This is a genomic window from uncultured Lactobacillus sp. (assembly GCF_944327175.1).
Classification (GTDB): Bacteria; Bacillota; Bacilli; order Lactobacillales; family Lactobacillaceae; genus Lactobacillus.
This window is the reverse complement of the sequence record NZ_CALVGT010000017.1, coordinates 137802-152595: the sequence shown is the minus strand read 5'-3', so window position 1 is coordinate 152595 and position 14794 is coordinate 137802. Positions and strand designations below refer to the sequence as shown.

At 51.2% G+C, this 14794-nt stretch carries 13 protein-coding genes; 12 read left to right on the top strand and 1 reads right to left on the bottom strand.

The features are described 5' to 3' along the window. Positions 1-3: 3 nt before the first annotated feature. The 12 genes from Q0J41_RS03110 (at position 4) to hpt (ending at position 13328) form a co-directional block, all read left to right on the top strand. The gene (locus tag Q0J41_RS03110) at positions 4-2172 is read left to right on the top strand and encodes an RNA degradosome polyphosphate kinase (RefSeq protein ID WP_296225977.1); all 2169 of its coding nucleotides are present in this window, start codon (positions 4-6) and stop codon (positions 2170-2172) included. Continuing rightward, a complete protein-coding gene (locus tag Q0J41_RS03105; RefSeq protein WP_296225976.1) occupies positions 2169-3086 on the top strand; it encodes an Mbeg1-like protein in 918 nt (305 codons plus the stop codon). Before Q0J41_RS03110 ends, Q0J41_RS03105 begins: the two co-directional genes overlap by 4 nt. A gap of 144 nt (positions 3087-3230) precedes the next feature. Next, on the top strand, positions 3231-3728 hold the full coding sequence (locus Q0J41_RS03100) for a hypothetical protein (protein ID WP_296225974.1): 498 nt from the start codon (positions 3231-3233) through the stop codon (positions 3726-3728). 67 nt (positions 3729-3795) lie between these two features. Beyond that, complete coding sequence (rbsK, locus tag Q0J41_RS03095) at positions 3796-4716, top strand: ribokinase (protein ID WP_296225972.1); 921 nt, start codon at positions 3796-3798, stop codon at positions 4714-4716. Between the two features lie 13 nt (positions 4717-4729). Beyond that, the gene (gene rpe, locus Q0J41_RS03090; RefSeq protein ID WP_296225970.1) at positions 4730-5380 is read left to right on the top strand and encodes a ribulose-phosphate 3-epimerase; all 651 of its coding nucleotides are present in this window, start codon (positions 4730-4732) and stop codon (positions 5378-5380) included. A gap of 12 nt (positions 5381-5392) precedes the next feature. Beyond that, positions 5393-6085 (top strand): ribose-5-phosphate isomerase RpiA, encoded by a 693-nt coding sequence (rpiA, locus tag Q0J41_RS03085; protein ID WP_296225968.1) that lies wholly within the window; start codon positions 5393-5395, stop codon positions 6083-6085. A 96-nt stretch (positions 6086-6181) separates the two neighbouring features. Next, a complete protein-coding gene (locus Q0J41_RS03080) occupies positions 6182-7117 on the top strand; it encodes a nucleoside hydrolase (protein ID WP_296225967.1) in 936 nt (311 codons plus the stop codon). A gap of 8 nt (positions 7118-7125) precedes the next feature. Then, positions 7126-7848, top strand: coding sequence for a GntR family transcriptional regulator (locus tag Q0J41_RS03075; RefSeq protein ID WP_270447409.1), 723 nt, complete (start codon positions 7126-7128; stop codon positions 7846-7848). Between the two features lie 588 nt (positions 7849-8436). Then, positions 8437-10839 carry a phosphoketolase family protein gene (locus Q0J41_RS03070; RefSeq protein ID WP_296225963.1) on the top strand — a complete coding sequence of 801 codons (2403 nt, stop codon included), beginning with the start codon at positions 8437-8439 and terminating at the stop codon, positions 10837-10839. A gap of 237 nt (positions 10840-11076) precedes the next feature. Continuing rightward, a complete protein-coding gene (locus Q0J41_RS03065; RefSeq protein WP_296225961.1) occupies positions 11077-11223 on the top strand; it encodes a hypothetical protein in 147 nt (48 codons plus the stop codon). 77 nt (positions 11224-11300) lie between these two features. Then, a complete protein-coding gene (locus Q0J41_RS03060) occupies positions 11301-12647 on the top strand; it encodes a hemolysin family protein (RefSeq protein ID WP_296225960.1) in 1347 nt (448 codons plus the stop codon). Between the two features lie 108 nt (positions 12648-12755). Next, positions 12756-13328, top strand: coding sequence for a hypoxanthine phosphoribosyltransferase (hpt, locus tag Q0J41_RS03055; RefSeq protein WP_002877987.1), 573 nt, complete (start codon positions 12756-12758; stop codon positions 13326-13328). Between the two features lie 86 nt (positions 13329-13414). On the opposite strand, the gene Q0J41_RS03050 is transcribed toward hpt, so the two are convergent. Further along, positions 13415-14707, bottom strand: coding sequence for an amino acid permease (locus Q0J41_RS03050; protein WP_296225942.1), 1293 nt, complete (start codon positions 14705-14707; stop codon positions 13415-13417). Positions 14708-14794: the final 87 nt, after the last annotated feature.

The following is a 14794-nucleotide window of genomic DNA, read 5'->3' as shown; positions in this document are numbered from 1 at the left end:
AAAATGACAATTGCCAAGAACAAGAACAAGAATAAATTCACCGATCCTAGTTATTACGTCAACCGGGAACTGAGCTGGCTGGACTTCAACGACCGCTGCCTGGACGAAGCCAGAAACCCGGATGAGCCGCTTTTGGAAAGAGCCAACTTCCTGGGGATCACCCAGTCCAACGTTGACGAATTCTACATGGTCCGGGTGGCTTCTTTGAGCAAGCTGGTAGCTGCCGGGGTTAAGAGCCACGATGCCAGCGGGCTTACGCCACTTGAACAGTTGACGGCCATCAACCATAAGGAACACGAAGTCGTTGAAAAGCGCTACTCAACTTACTCCCGGTCATTGCTGCCGCTTTTACGGAAGAACGGGATCAACATTTTGGAAAGCGACGAACTGTCTGAAGACCAGGAAGAATACATCCGCCGCTACTTCTCAAACGAACTCTACCCGGTTTTGACCCCGATGGCTGACGACCAGTCCCGGCCATTCCCATTCATCAACAACGACTCCTTGAACATCGCCCTGCGCCTTAAGGACCGGGAAAGCGGCGAGCACAAGTTTGCCACGGTCAGAGTGCCGAACATCTTCCCGCGCCTGGTTAAATTGCCAGATGGCGACAATGACTTCATCATGCTGGAAGACATTATCAAGGTCTTTGCCGACCGCCTCTTTGACGGCTACGAAATCCGCCAGGCAGCCTGCTACCGGGTAACCCGGGACATGGACTTGGACGTTTCAGAAAGCGACACTTCCGACTTCCTTTTGGCGGTTAAAAAGCAGCTGGAAGACCGGGAACACGGGCACGTGACCCGCTTGGAAGTGGAAAGCAGCATGAACACCAAACTGCTCAAGCACTTGATGAAGCGGCTGAACGTTGAAGAAGGCAGCGTCTTCAGCATCAACGGCCCAATTGACTTGACCTTCCTCAAGAAGCTGCCAGGGGTGGTGGAAGGCCATGAAGACCTCCGCTACAAGCCAATGCAGGCCTTTATTGACCCGGCTTTGAGAAGTGACCACAACATTTTTGATTCAATCCGGGAAAAGGACTACCTGGTTCAGCACCCTTACGATAGCTTTGATGCTGTTTTGAACTTTGTCAAGCAGGCCGCCAAGGACCCTGATGTTCTGGCCATCAAGATGACCCTGTACCGGGTTTCCGGCAACTCCCCGATCATCAAGTACCTGGGCCAGGCGGCTAAAGCTGGCAAGCAGGTTACTGTCTTGGTAGAAGTCAAGGCCCGCTTTGATGAATCAAACAACGTGCACTGGGCCAGAACCCTGGAACAGATGGGCTGCCACGTTATCTACGGGCTGGTAGGCCTGAAGACGCACACCAAGGTGACTTTGGTTATCCGCCGCGATGAAGACGGGATCCGCCGCTACCTGCACCTTGGGACTGGTAACTACAACGATGTGACTGCCCACTTCTACACTGACTTGGGCCTCTTCACCTGTGACCGGGACCTGGGCGTTGACGCCACCAACCTTTTCAACATGCTGTCAGGTTATTCTAAGCCCCCTTACTTTAGTAAATTGCGAATTTCGCCAAAACTGATTCGGCAGTTTATCTATGAAAAGATCAACAATGAAATTGCTATTGCCAAGGCTGGCCGGCATGCTGAAATCCACATGAAGATGAATTCCTTGTCAGATCAAGATGTGATTGCCAAGCTCTATGAAGCTTCCGCGGCCGGGGTCAAGATTCACTTGATCGTCCGGGGGATCTGCTGCTTGAAGACAGAAATTCCTGGCGTCAGCGACAATATTGAAGTACACTCGATTGTCGGCCGTTTCCTGGAACACAGCCGGATCTACTACTTCTACAATGACGGCAAGGAAGAAGTCTACCTGGCCAGTGCAGACATGATGCGGCGGAACTTGAACCGGCGGGTGGAAACCCTCTTCCCGGTTCTGCAGGAAGACTTGCGGGAAAGAGTTTTGGACATTTTTGCCAAGATGTGGCAGGACAATGTTCAAGCCCGGATCCTGCACAAGACAGAATGGGTGCACGCCGACCGGCGGGGACAGACCCCATTCAACAGCCAGGAATACTTCATCGCTGAAGCCGCTGAAAAGGTGCGGATCGTTAAAGAAGAGGAAGAAGAAGAAGAGGCGAAGAAGAAGGACGCTTTTGAGGCGATGAAGCCGCAGGAAAGCGAATTGGAAGACGACGAATGATCAATGAAGAATTGACCGACCGGGACCGGGTTGAACTGACCAAGCTGTCTTATGAGGCGCTGAATGTGGGCGAGACAGTTGTGGTCGCCGGCAAAAGGATCGGGCAATTAACCCGGGACGTTTATGCCAAGGACGGGATGCAGGCTTTTTTGCTCGAAAATAACAACGAGATCACGGTTTTGTTCAAGGGCTCTTATGGTTTTAAGAAAGGCAACGCGACAACCTGGCGGGACGAGTGGCTGAAGACCAACTGGCCGATTTTTCTGGCCATGCTGACCGACCAAAGGCAGGTACCAAGTGCCTTGATTTCAGCCAGCAAGTACTTAAACCGTTGGCTGGAGGAATTCCCAGATGGCCGCTTCTACATCTATGGGCATTCCTTGGGTGCGATTAATGCTGAGTATGCCCTGGCCAACTGCCGCCATCCAGATCGGATCGCGGCGGCTTACCTTTATGAGGGGACTAATATCTGGCGCCTCTTGACTCATAAAGAGCGGCAGCGAGTGGTGGAAATGCGGGGCCGGATCAACACATATGTTGACATCTATGATCCGGTGACTTTAGGCTATACGGCCAGCCAGCGGATGGTCGGCAAGCTGCATTATGTGGACAGTCTGCCCATGAACCCGATTAAGCAGCACATGTGGGGCGGCTACCGCTTTGATGAAAATGGGAATTTGCTGGAAAAAGAAGTGGACCAGCGTTTTCTGGACTCCAGTAAAATGCAGCAGGCTTTCTTAAGCCGGACCGGGCAAATGGCTGGCTATCTGAAATATCGCAAGAACCTGCCGGCCGACTGGCAGAAGCAATCCAGCTCATGGACCAGCCAGGTTAAAGAGCTACTGTTTAACAGCAGCTTTTTGCAAGATTTCAATGAACAGGACAAAAATTCAAAAGATGATCAAGAACAATAAAGCAGTTGCTCAAAAGGCGCGTCAAGTGACGCGTCTTTTTTGTTGAAAAATTGCAACTATATTTCAAGCAGCAGCCCGGGTATAATTTTTCTTGGAAGGCTATAAAGGCCGTAGAAGGTAAAAAATAGAAGAGGTGCAGAGAAAATGACGATTGAAGAAGTGCTGGAAAAGCAGTTGCTGGCTGAAGATCCAAGCATTGAACATTTTCAAGAAGATTTTTATGGGGACTTTTACGACTATTTTGTCAACTTTCTGAAGTTTAAGTGCCTCAGTCAAGGTAAGGCCCTGGCCAGCTTAGAAAAGCAGAAACTGGTCCTGTACCTAGACTTGTTCAATTCCCAGGACTTCCCGGGCCGGAAGGCTTACCGTTACAAGTTAGTCTTTGACAGCCAGCTCAACTTTTTAGCGGCGGAGTCAGACTTCACCCTCAGCGCCCTTTGCCGGGACTTGCGGGGGCGGGTGGACCAGCTGAGCGACTATGAAGCCGTCAGAAGCCAGGCCTTAGCTTCTTTGGCAGAACGTTTTGATTCCAAGAATCTAGACCCAAATACCAGGATCCAGAACTTTAACGTCGTCCTGGCCGACCTTTACGACCGCTATAATCTCAGCCGCTTCAAGACGGCCTACCAGCTGCTTGGCTAAAGCGCTTTTTTAAAAGGACGGGAATAGTTATAATTGACATAGGAATTAAAGTTAAGGAGAAAATGCTATGAAAAAAATCGTAGTAATCGGGTCCAGCAACGTGGACACGACCCTGCATGTAGAAAACTTCCCCAAGCCTGGCGAAACCATCAACGCCCACAAAGTCAGCGAGGCTGGCGGCGGTAAGGGGGCCAACCAGGCAGTCGCGGCTGCTAAGAGCGGGGCGGAGACCATCTTCATCTCTAGAGTCGGCGAAGACTCCTACGGGAGCTGGATGAAAGAGCAACTGGCCGGCTACGGGGTCAAGACTGACTATGTCTTGCCAACCGCTGGCGTTAAGACTGGCCATGCCTACATTACCTTGAACGCGGAAGGGCAAAACGACATCATCATCGACCATGGGGCTAACTACTACTTAACGGAAGCCGATATTTTGGCGGCTAAAGACGTCATTGAAGCGGCTGACTGCGTTATTGCCCAGCTGGAAACTCCCCTGGAGGCGACCACAGCAGCCTTCAAATTGGCTAAAGCCGCTGGCAAGGTGACTATTTTGAACCCGGCTCCCGCTATTAAGGACTTGCCGGCAGACCTTTTGGCCGTAACTGACTTGGTCACGCCAAACGAAACGGAAAGTGCCCTGTTGACTTCACTGCCAGTTGCAGAAGAGGCTGACTTGGAAAAGAACGCCACTAAGCTGCATGAGCTAGGCGTTAAGCACGTGATCATCACCTATGGCAGCAAGGGGGCCTACCTGTCTTCTCCAGTTTTTACCGGTCTTGTACCAGCCTTCAAGGTCAAGGCCGTGGACACGACGGCGGCTGGCGACACCTTCTTAGGCTTTTTGGCTGGATCTTTAGCCAGCGATTTCAGCAACCTGCATGAAGCTGCCCGCTTTGCCAACCGGGCATCGTCTTTAGCTGTGCAGAAGATGGGGGCCCAGCCGTCCATCCCTGACTGGGCAAGCGTTGCGGCAGCTTTAGCTGAGTAAAGGATGTGACTAGATGATTATTGCACCATCAATCCTCAACGCTGACAACCTGCACCTAGGCCAGCAGATCCAGGAAGCAGCCGACAGCGGAATTCGCCGCTTCCACATCGACGTGATGGACGGGCATTTCGTGCCTAACCTCTCATATGGCCCCCAGCTGGTGAGTGATTTTAAAAAGCAGTTCCCGAACTTGACCGCGGAAGTCCACCTCATGAGCAACAAGCTGCCAGACCTTTTGCCGGCTTTTGTCAAGGCAGGCAGCGACTTGATTGAAATTCACTATGAAGCCGACTACCCGGCAAGAATCGACCACTGGCTGGACTATTTAAAGGAAAATGGTGTCTCCCGCGGCTTAGTCCTTAGTCCAGACACAGACATTAAGGTGCTGGAGCGCTACAAGGACAAGATCGACCAGGTTCTCTTGATGACGGTCTACCCGGGCTTTGGCGGGCAGAAGTTCATGGAAAGTGCACCAGACCGGGTCAAGGCCGCCCGGGCAATTCTGCCGGACCTTCCAATTGAAGTTGATGGCGGGATCAATGATCAGACGGCAAAAATTGCCAAAGATGCCGGAGCTAATGTTTTTGTGGCCGGCTCTTATATCTTTGGCCGTGACTCAGTAGCTAAGCAGGTAGCTGAGCTGACAAGCATTTTGGAAAAATAGCGGAGGCAAAAAATGGACCAAGCAAAGCAAGATGAATTGAAAAAGGCTGCTGCCAAGAAAGCAGCTGCCTTGGTGGAAGACGGAATGGTTTTGGGCGTCGGTACCGGGTCAACGGTGAAGTTTTTTATCGATGAACTGGGCAAGAAGAAAGCAGCAGGCTTGACTCTTAAGGCAGTCGTGACCACCTCCAGCCGCAGCCAAAAGCAGCTGGAAGGCTACGGCTTTACCGTCAGCCCCCTCAGCGCAGTTGACCAGGTTGACCTGACGGTTGACGGGGCCGACAGAGTGGACAGTCAATTAAACGGGATCAAGGGGGGCGGGGCCGCCTTGACCTTGGAAAAGAACGTGGCTGTCAACTCCAAGAAGAATGTCTGGATCGTTGACGAAAGCAAGGTAGTTGACCACCTCAGCGGTTTCGCCCTACCAGTGGAAGTTTTGCCAATCTCCTGCATGCAGGTGGAAAAGCGCTTGGCAGACGAAGGGCTTAAGCCGGAATTCCGTTTAACGGAAGACGGTCATCGTCTTAAGACCCACTACGGCAACTACATTCTGGACCTCAAGCTAGACCGGATTCCGGTGCCAAGCGGTCTGGCTGACTATCTGGACCACACGGTCGGGGTGGTTGAACACGGCCTCTTTTTGAACATCTGCGACCAGGTTATCATTGCCCGCGACAACGGGGAGATCGAAGTCCGCAGCCGCTAAAGAAATTCTTTGGAAAAGAAGCAAACCGCTTCTTTTCTTTTTATTTGCCGGGTGAAATGATAGAATAAAGCTATTCTGAAAAATGGAGAACGATTAATGAACAAGAAACCCTTAATTATTTCAACTGATCCCGGGATCGACGACGCGGTCTGCTTAACGATCGCCCTGTTCGCCAAGGAACTGGACGTGAAGCTGATCGTGCCAACTTGGGGCAACGTTTCTTTGGAGAAGACCTTGAACAACACCCTGCGCCTACAGGCCTTCCTGGGCACCAAGGTGCCAGTTGTGGCCGGGGCCAAGCTGCCTTTGGTTAAGGAAGCCATCGATGCTTCTGAAGTGCACGGGGCCAGCGGGATGGATGGCTTTGACTTCCCGGAAGCTGACCAGAGCCTTTTGGTCGAAGGCTTGGCTGCTACCAAGATCCACGAAGTAGTCAGCCAAAGCCCGGAAAAGGTGACCTTGATGCAGATCGGGCCAGCCACGGACTTTGCCCTTTACTTCCGCCAATACCCGGAAGACCTGGACAAGATTGACCGCCTTTACATCATGGGCGGGGCCCTGGGCCGGGGTAACTACGGTCCTTACGACGAATACAATGTTTCCGGGGACCCGGAAGCAGCCAAGATCGTCTTTGACTTGGGCGCCAAGGGCCTGGATATCTACGTGGCTCCTCTGGAAGTCGGCAACCAGGCCTTCGTTGACGCGGCCAGCCTGGAAGAAATCAAGGCTTTGGGCCGGGTCGGGGAAATGATCTACGGGCTCAACTCCCAGTATGAATTAAACGACGCTGACGCCGACGCCGGCAAGCGGATCTATGACGCCTTGACGGCAGCCATGCTGCTGGCTCCGGATCTGTTTGAAGTCAAGGAAGCTTATGTGGCGGTTGACACCAAGGGCCCTTATACTTACGGGGCTTCAGTCATGGACTTTGACGGCTTCTTTGGCCAAAAGGCCAACGCCAAGATCGCGGTCAAGGTTGACCGCCAGGCCTTCAAGGACTGGTTCCTGGCTGCAATCGCGCAAGCAAAGTAGGTGGCTGAATGGCTGATTATGTTTACCGGACGGTCATGCATGACATCAAACGCCGGATTTTAGCGGGCGAATATGAGGGGATGCGGCTGCCCGACGAGCGCAGCCTGGCCGAACAGTATCAGGTCAGCCGGTCGTCGATGAAGCGGGCCCTGGAACTCCTCGCCCAGCAAGGCATTGTGTTTAAGAAGCGGGGCAGCGGGACTTTTATCAATCCCTTGTACTTGAAGAACCAGGCCATGTTCCGTTATGAAGGGTCAAACCTGGGTCTGACGGACAGCTTTTTAGCGCCAGGCAAGAAGCAGGGGATCAAGCTGCTGGACTTCAAGGTGGTTAAGGCCAGCCCGGAAACGGCCCAGGACCTCTTCTTGAGTGAAAATGACTTTGTCTACCAGTTCAAGCGCCTCCGCCTTTTGGACGGACAGCCCTTCTTGATTGAAGAGGGCTTCGTGCCGATCAAGATCCTGCCGGAGCTTAAAGAGGAAATTCTGCAGGGGTCCTTGTTCAATTACCTGGAAGACGCGCAAAACAAGGCGGTTACCCGGTCTTATTTGACCATTACGGTTTCCCCTTCAAGCGCGGAAGACCAAGAAGAGCTGCAGCTCAAGGCTACAGAGCCGGTCGGCGTGATGGACGGGATCTTCTTTTTGGATGATGGCACGCCATTTGAAGTCTCTAGCATGCGGGTTCACTACAAGTACATGCGCTTCAACAGCTTCGTCAATTTGAATTAAGTATTAGACCAAGATCGGAAGATCTTGGTCTTTTTGTTTTGGTGAAGTCGGAGTATGTCAACCGGTCTAATTTTTGGCGAAATTTGCCCCCGAAGTATGTAAACTAGGCTTGGTTGAGTCGAGTCGGGGGATGGGATGCACAGAAAATTACTCAAGTAACGACTGTCCCAACCCGAAACTTACTCAACTGTTTACAAAATTGCAGAAATGTAACTCAGAAACTTACTCATCTATTTTTACTTGAGTAAGTTTGTGAGCACGATTTTCGCTAGTTGAGTAAGATCGTGAGCATTATTTCTTAAAAAAGCTTCTAGTTGAGTAAATTCGTGTGCAACCATTTTTTTACTTGAGTAAGTTTGTGAGCACGATTTTCGCTAGTTGAGTAAGATCGTGAGTATGATTTTTTTAAAAGGCTTCCAGTTGAGTCAACTCTTGTGCACCAGCTCCCTAAAAATTCCCGCGTTCCACTAAACTAAGTAAAAGTTCCGCTAAATTGGATCCTACCAATTATCTAAATGGTTGACATCACACTAGAAACTGGATATGATAATAGTGGAATAGAGCAAGTGCTTAAAGGAGAAAACTAAAATGGTTGTAAATTATGATTCACAAGACTACTTAAAGAGCGTTGACGCCTGGTGGCGGGCCGCCAACTACTTGTCAGTCGGCCAGTTGTTCCTGCTCAAGAACCCCTTGCTTAAGGAAGAACTGACGGCAGACGACGTCAAGATCAAGCCGGTTGGCCACTGGGGCACGATCGCGCCGCAGAACTTTATCTACGCCCACTTAAACCGGGTTATCAAGAAGTATGACTTGAACATGTTCTACATTGAAGGTTCCGGTCACGGCGGCCAGGTGATGGTTTCCAACTCATACCTGGACGGGTCTTACTCTGAAATCTACCCGGAAATTAGCCAAGACGAAGCTGGGATGGCCAAGCTCTTCAAGCGCTTCAGCTTCCCGGGCGGGGTAGCTTCCCACGCGGCTCCGGAAACCCCTGGCTCAATCCATGAAGGCGGGGAACTGGGCTACACTTTGTCGCACGCGACTGGCGCGATTTTGGACAACCCGGACGTGATTGCCGCGGCTGAAATCGGTGACGGGGAAGCTGAAACCGGCCCGCTGGCTGCTGGCTGGTTCTCCAACCGCTTTATCAACCCGGTCAAGGACGGGGCTGTCTTGCCAATCCTGCAGATCAACGGTTTTAAGATCTCCAACCCAACCATTACTGCCCGCATGAGCGATGAAGAACTGACTAAGTACTTTGAAGGCATGGGCTGGAAGCCTTACTTCGTTTCAACTTTCAAGGGCGGCCGCTTTGACGGGATGAAGGACATTGACCAGATCCACGAAGAAATGGCCAAGACCCTGGACGCCATTATCGAAGACATCAAGGCTATTCAAAAGAATGCCCGGGAAAACGGCGATGAATCATTTGCCCACTGGCCGCTTTTGATCTTCCAATGCCCGAAGGGCTGGACTGGTCCTAAGGTTGATTTGGACGGCAACCCAATTGAAAACTCCTTCCGGGCCCACCAGATTCCGCTTCCGGTTGACCAGAAGCACATGGACCACAAGGAACTGTTGCTGGATTGGCTGAAGAGCTACAAGCCGGAAGAACTGTTTGACGAAAACGGCTACCCGACTGACTTGGTCCTGGAAAACGCGGTTCACGGTGACCAAAGAATGGCCATGAACCCAGTTACTAACGGGGGGATCAATCCTAAGCGCTTGAACCTGCCGGACTGGCGCGACTTTGCCTTTGAAGTTGGCAAGCCGGGCTCCAAGAACGCCCAGGATATGGTGGAATGGGCCAAGTACCTAACCAAGGTGGCAGAACTGAACCCGACTACTTTCCGGGGCTTTGGCCCGGACGAATCCAAGTCCAACCGGCTCTTTGACTTCCTGGACAGCGAAAAGCGGCAATGGGAAAGTGAAATCCACGAACCAAACGATGAAAATCTGGCTGCGCAAGGCCGCTTGATTGACTCACAATTGTCAGAGCACCAAGATGAAGGGATGCTGGAAGGCTATGTTTTGACTGGCCGGCACGGCTTCTTCGCTACTTACGAAGCTTTTGGCCGGGTGGTTGACTCCATGCTGACCCAGCACATGAAGTGGCTGCGGAAGGCTAAGGAACAATACTGGCGCCGCGATTACCCATCATTGAACTTTGTAGCTACGTCAACTGTCTTCCAGCAGGACCACAACGGCTACACCCACCAGGATCCAGGTCTTTTGACTCACTTGTTTGAAAAGAACCGGCCGGACATGATCCACGAATACCTGCCAAGTGACACCAACACTTTGCTGGCTGTTGCTGACAAGGCCTTCCGGGACCGGGAGGGGATCAACTTGCTGGTAACTTCCAAGCAGGAACGGCCGCAATGGTTCACTCCTGAAGAAGCAGCCAAGTTGGTTGACAATGGCCTGGGCTACATCGACTGGGCTTCAACTGACAAGGATGCCAAGCCAGACGTGGTCTTTGCTTCAACTGAAACTGAACCGACCATGGAAACCCTGGCAGCTATCGACATCCTGCACCAGAACTTCCCAGACTTGAAGATCCGTTACATCAACGTGGTTGACGTGATGAAGCTGATGGCGCCAAAGGATAACCCAGCAGCTATTTCCCAGGAAGAATTCGACCGCCTCTTCCCAACTGACGTGCCAACTATTTTTGCATGGCACGGCTACAAGACCATGATGGAATCTATTTGGTTTGCCCGCAAGCGTTACAACGTTTCAATCCACTGCTATGAAGAAAATGGTGACATTACCACGCCATTTGACATGCGGGTCTTGAACCACCTTGACCGTTTCGACCTGGCCAAGGACGCGGTTGAACAAATTCCTGCCTTGAAGGACAAGAGTGCTGCCTTCATCGACAAGATGGACAGCCTGCTGTCCAAGCACCACGCTTACATCCGGGACCACGGTGAAGACATTCCAGAAGTAACTTCCTGGAAGTGGACTGGCCTGGACAAGTAAGAAGAACAAGATAATCAAGTAAAAGATTAAATGTCGTTCCGCGAGGGACGGCATTTTTTCTTTTGACTAGCTAAAAAAGCGAAAACATGATAGAATAAGATCCGAACAAGATAGCTATATTATTATTTGAACTTTTTGAATAAGGAATAGCAAACGGATCTGGCATCTCGATGGAAGGATGCAATTAATAGTACCTATCGGTGCGGAAAATATTAAATTGCAACGGGAGAACCTAACATGATGCAGATTATGAAAAAATCCAGAGCTTTTTTGCTGGCTGCAGTGTTGATTCTGCAGCTTATTTTGCTTCCAACAAGAATAAGCAGGCAAAACGGGCCGTCCGGATTTTCCCGGACAGCCCGTTTAATGTTTTTTCGGGATTAATGTAGTTTGTGAAAAAACTCTGCAAATGATGATAGAATAAAGGTAAATAGTTCAATTGGAGTAATAGGTGAATTAAAGTGACGACAACACAAATTTGGATTAATTTACTAGCAATCGTTGTGATCTTTGTTTTTGCCTCCTTCTTTGTCGCGGCGGAGTTTGCCCTGGTGCAAGTCCGGCCCAGCCAGTTGGAGGACATGATCGCCAACGGGCAGGGGAACGTAAAGAAACTTAAGCGGGCCCTGCACATGTCGCATAATTTAAATGAGTACCTGTCAACCACCCAGGTCGGGACCACCTTGGTCGGAGTTATCCTGGGCTGGTTCGGGGCGGACACCATCGCCAGCATTTTTGAAAGGCTGCTGGTCCTGACCCCCATGTCGAAGAATCTGGTCAACTCGGTCGGAGCCTTGATCGGGGTTATTGCCTTAACCTACCTGGAAGTGGTTTTGACGGAAGTCGTACCGAAAAACATTGCCATCGACGCCCCAGTCAAGATGCTGATGTGGATCGTCAACCCCCTTCAGCTCTTCCACACTCTGGTTTATCCTTTCGTCTGGCTTTTGAACGTCAGCTCTTCTGGCATCTTAAAGATGCTGGGCTTTAACCCGGCCGATGAAGAAAACCAGGTCTACTCCCAGTCAGAAATCATCCGTTTGAGCAAGAACGCGGTGCATGGCGGGGCCTTGGACAAAGAAGACCTGACCTACATGGAAAGAGCCTTCCAGTTAAATGACAAGACGGCCAAGGACATCATGACTGACCGGACCCGGCTGACGGTGTTAGATGCCAGTGAAAACATCAAGACTGCCCTGGACAAGTACCTGGAAGACGGCTACAGCCGCTTCCCGGTTGTCCGGGAAAACGACAAGGATGACGTGGTTGGCTATGTCTACGCTTATGATATCGTCCAGCAGAGCCGGCTGGATGACAAGGTGCCGGTGACCCGGGTCAACCGGACCATCATCACCGTGCCGGAATCCATGCCGATCCAAGACATCCTCCGCTTGATGATCAGTAAGCACACCCCAATCGTGCTGGTTGTTGATGAATACGGCGGCACCAGCGGGATCGTGACTGACAAGGACATTTACGAAGAACTCTTCGGGTCAGTCAAGGACGAAATCGATGACGTTTCTGACGACTACATTATCAAGGACGCCGAGGGCAACATCCATGTTTCCGGCAAGACGACCTTGTATGACTTTGAGCGCTACTTCCACCAGAACCTCAAGAGCTTCCAAAACAGCGACATCATCACCATCGGTGGCTACATGATGGAGCGGTACCCGGACTTGAAGAAGGAAGAGTCAATAGAACTGGAAGGCTTCCGCTTTACCCTAGACGATATCCAGCAAGGTTTCATGCGCTGGTTTATTGTTGAAGTCCCAAAGACAAACGATCAAGCCAAAAAAGAAGAATAAGATTCAGAAAAAGGAACGGCTTTTAGGCAAAAGCCGTTCTTTTTTGTTAAAATAATGGTATAATCTTGATATATCATTTTAAAAGCAATTAGTAATCGAGGAAACCTAATGAAAAGTATTCATGACGCAGTTGATCACAAGTTGTACAGCGAAGAAGACATCGCGGAAATGACCAAGCGGCTTGGCCAGCAATTGACCAAGGACTACGCTGGCAAGCGGGTCCTGGTTGTCGGTGCCTTAAAGGGAGCTATCTTCTTCTTGACTGACCTCCTGCGGGAAATGGACCTGGCTTGCGACATTGACTTCATCGACGTTTCCAGCTATGGCAACGGGACTGAATCCAGCGGTAAGATCACGGTAACCCATGACCTGGAAGCTGACGTGACCGGCCGGGACGTTTTGATCGTTGAAGACATCGTGGACACTGGTTTGACTTTGAAGTTCATGAAGGACGAACTGCTCAGCCGCGGCGCCAACTCAGTCAAGTGCTGCGTCTTGCTGAACAAGACGGCTCGCCGGACGACTGAAGTAGATGTTGAATACTACGGCACCCACGTGGGCAACGAATTCGTCATCGGCTACGGGATGGACTTTGCGGGTCTTTACCGGAACCTGCCTTACATCGGCGTGATCAAGCCAGAAGTCGTTGAAGAATTCAGCAGCAAGCATGAACACGACTAATTTTTCCTAAAAGAAAATGGATCATCCAAACGGATGGTCCATTTTTGTTTAATTTTCTTTTATTTTGTCTGTTATTTTCTTTTGCTCTAATGAAGCTTTTTCCAGTAGTAGACCGGCAGGCCCAGGAGGGTGATGCCCAGGCCGATTACGGAGAGGGCGAACTGGTTGATGACGGTCATCACGATGATGAAGAGACCACCGATGATGGAAATCAAAGGAATGACCGGGTAAGCCGGCGTGATGAAAGGCCGGGCCAGGTCGGGCTCTCTTTTTCTCAGTAAAATGACGGCCACTGACAGGAGGGTGGTGAAGGTCCACATGACGAAAACCAGCATGTCGGTCAAGATTTCAAAGTTGCCCAGGGAGATCATGATCAAAGCGATGGCATTGACCAAAAGGGCGGAGAAGACCGGGACCCCGCTCCTGACAGAAGTCTTGGCCAATTTCTCAGAGCCGGGCAGGCGGTTGGCCTGGGCCAGGATATATGGCGTCCGCATCCCCGTCAGCATAAAGCCGTTGCAGGCTCCGTAAACCGACAGGAGAATGCCGACCGTGACGATTTTGCCCCCGGCCTGGCCAAAGAGCTTAAGGGAAGCGTAGTAGGCGGTATTGTCGTTGCCGATGATCTTGTCAAAAGGCAAAACCGCCATAAAGGCGTAATTGACCAGGACGTAAACGACCGTGACCAAGGAGAGGCCAAGGATGATGGCCCGGGCCAGGTCCTTTTTCGGATTCTTCATCTCTTTAGCCAGGTTGGTTACCACGATCCAGCCTTCAAAGGCAAAGAGGGCAGACAAGAGCCCTTGGCTGATCCCGGCCAGCCAGTCGCCGCTGTTATCCACCGTAACTGGCCAGAGGCTGACGGAAACTTGCGGGCGGATGATTGCAAAGACGATGATCAAAAAGAGAGGGATGAGCTTGATGACCGTGATCACCGACTGCATCCAGGCTGAAGCCTTGGTCCCCAGCATATTGATCAAAAAGAGCAAAAGAACCACGCCGGCCGCGATCCACTTGCTGCTGGCGGCAGGCAGGCCCGCTAAAACCACGAACTGCTGGCCAAAAATTGAAGCTAAAGCCGCGATCTGGGCGGGGAAGTAGACGGTCATTTCCGCCCAGCCGAAGAGAAAGCCCCAGATATTGCCATAGCTGTAGTCCAGGTATTCAATGGCTCCGTTGACATTCAAGGCGGCCGCGATTTCTGACACGGTCAAGCCCGAGCAGATCGAGATGGCGCCAGCTAAAAGCCAGACCAAGATGGTGGCTGAGGCTGACCCGGTGCTTTGGGAAATGCTGCCGATCTTAAAAAAGACCCCGGCCCCGATAACTGAGCCAATAACGGTTGCCAGTGCCTGGCCAAAAGAAATCTGTTTTTTCACGAAATCCCTCCAGTAAAACAAGTCTAACCCTTAAATTATACAAAAAATCTTTGTGCTTGGTCTAGGCGGATTTCTCGGCTAAAATGG

Coding starts and splice junctions, on each gene's coding strand:
- Q0J41_RS03110 (WP_296225977.1), top strand. CDS start 4: ATGACAATTGCCAAGAACAAGAACAAGAATAAATTCACCGATCCTAGT.
- Q0J41_RS03105 (WP_296225976.1), top strand. CDS start 2,169: ATGATCAATGAAGAATTGACCGACCGGGACCGGGTTGAACTGACCAAG.
- Q0J41_RS03100 (WP_296225974.1), top strand. CDS start 3,231: ATGACGATTGAAGAAGTGCTGGAAAAGCAGTTGCTGGCTGAAGATCCA.
- rbsK (WP_296225972.1), top strand. CDS start 3,796: ATGAAAAAAATCGTAGTAATCGGGTCCAGCAACGTGGACACGACCCTG.
- rpe (WP_296225970.1), top strand. CDS start 4,730: ATGATTATTGCACCATCAATCCTCAACGCTGACAACCTGCACCTAGGC.
- rpiA (WP_296225968.1), top strand. CDS start 5,393: ATGGACCAAGCAAAGCAAGATGAATTGAAAAAGGCTGCTGCCAAGAAA.
- Q0J41_RS03080 (WP_296225967.1), top strand. CDS start 6,182: ATGAACAAGAAACCCTTAATTATTTCAACTGATCCCGGGATCGACGAC.
- Q0J41_RS03075 (WP_270447409.1), top strand. CDS start 7,126: ATGGCTGATTATGTTTACCGGACGGTCATGCATGACATCAAACGCCGG.
- Q0J41_RS03070 (WP_296225963.1), top strand. CDS start 8,437: ATGGTTGTAAATTATGATTCACAAGACTACTTAAAGAGCGTTGACGCC.
- Q0J41_RS03065 (WP_296225961.1), top strand. CDS start 11,077: ATGATGCAGATTATGAAAAAATCCAGAGCTTTTTTGCTGGCTGCAGTG.
- hpt (WP_002877987.1), top strand. CDS start 12,756: ATGAAAAGTATTCATGACGCAGTTGATCACAAGTTGTACAGCGAAGAA.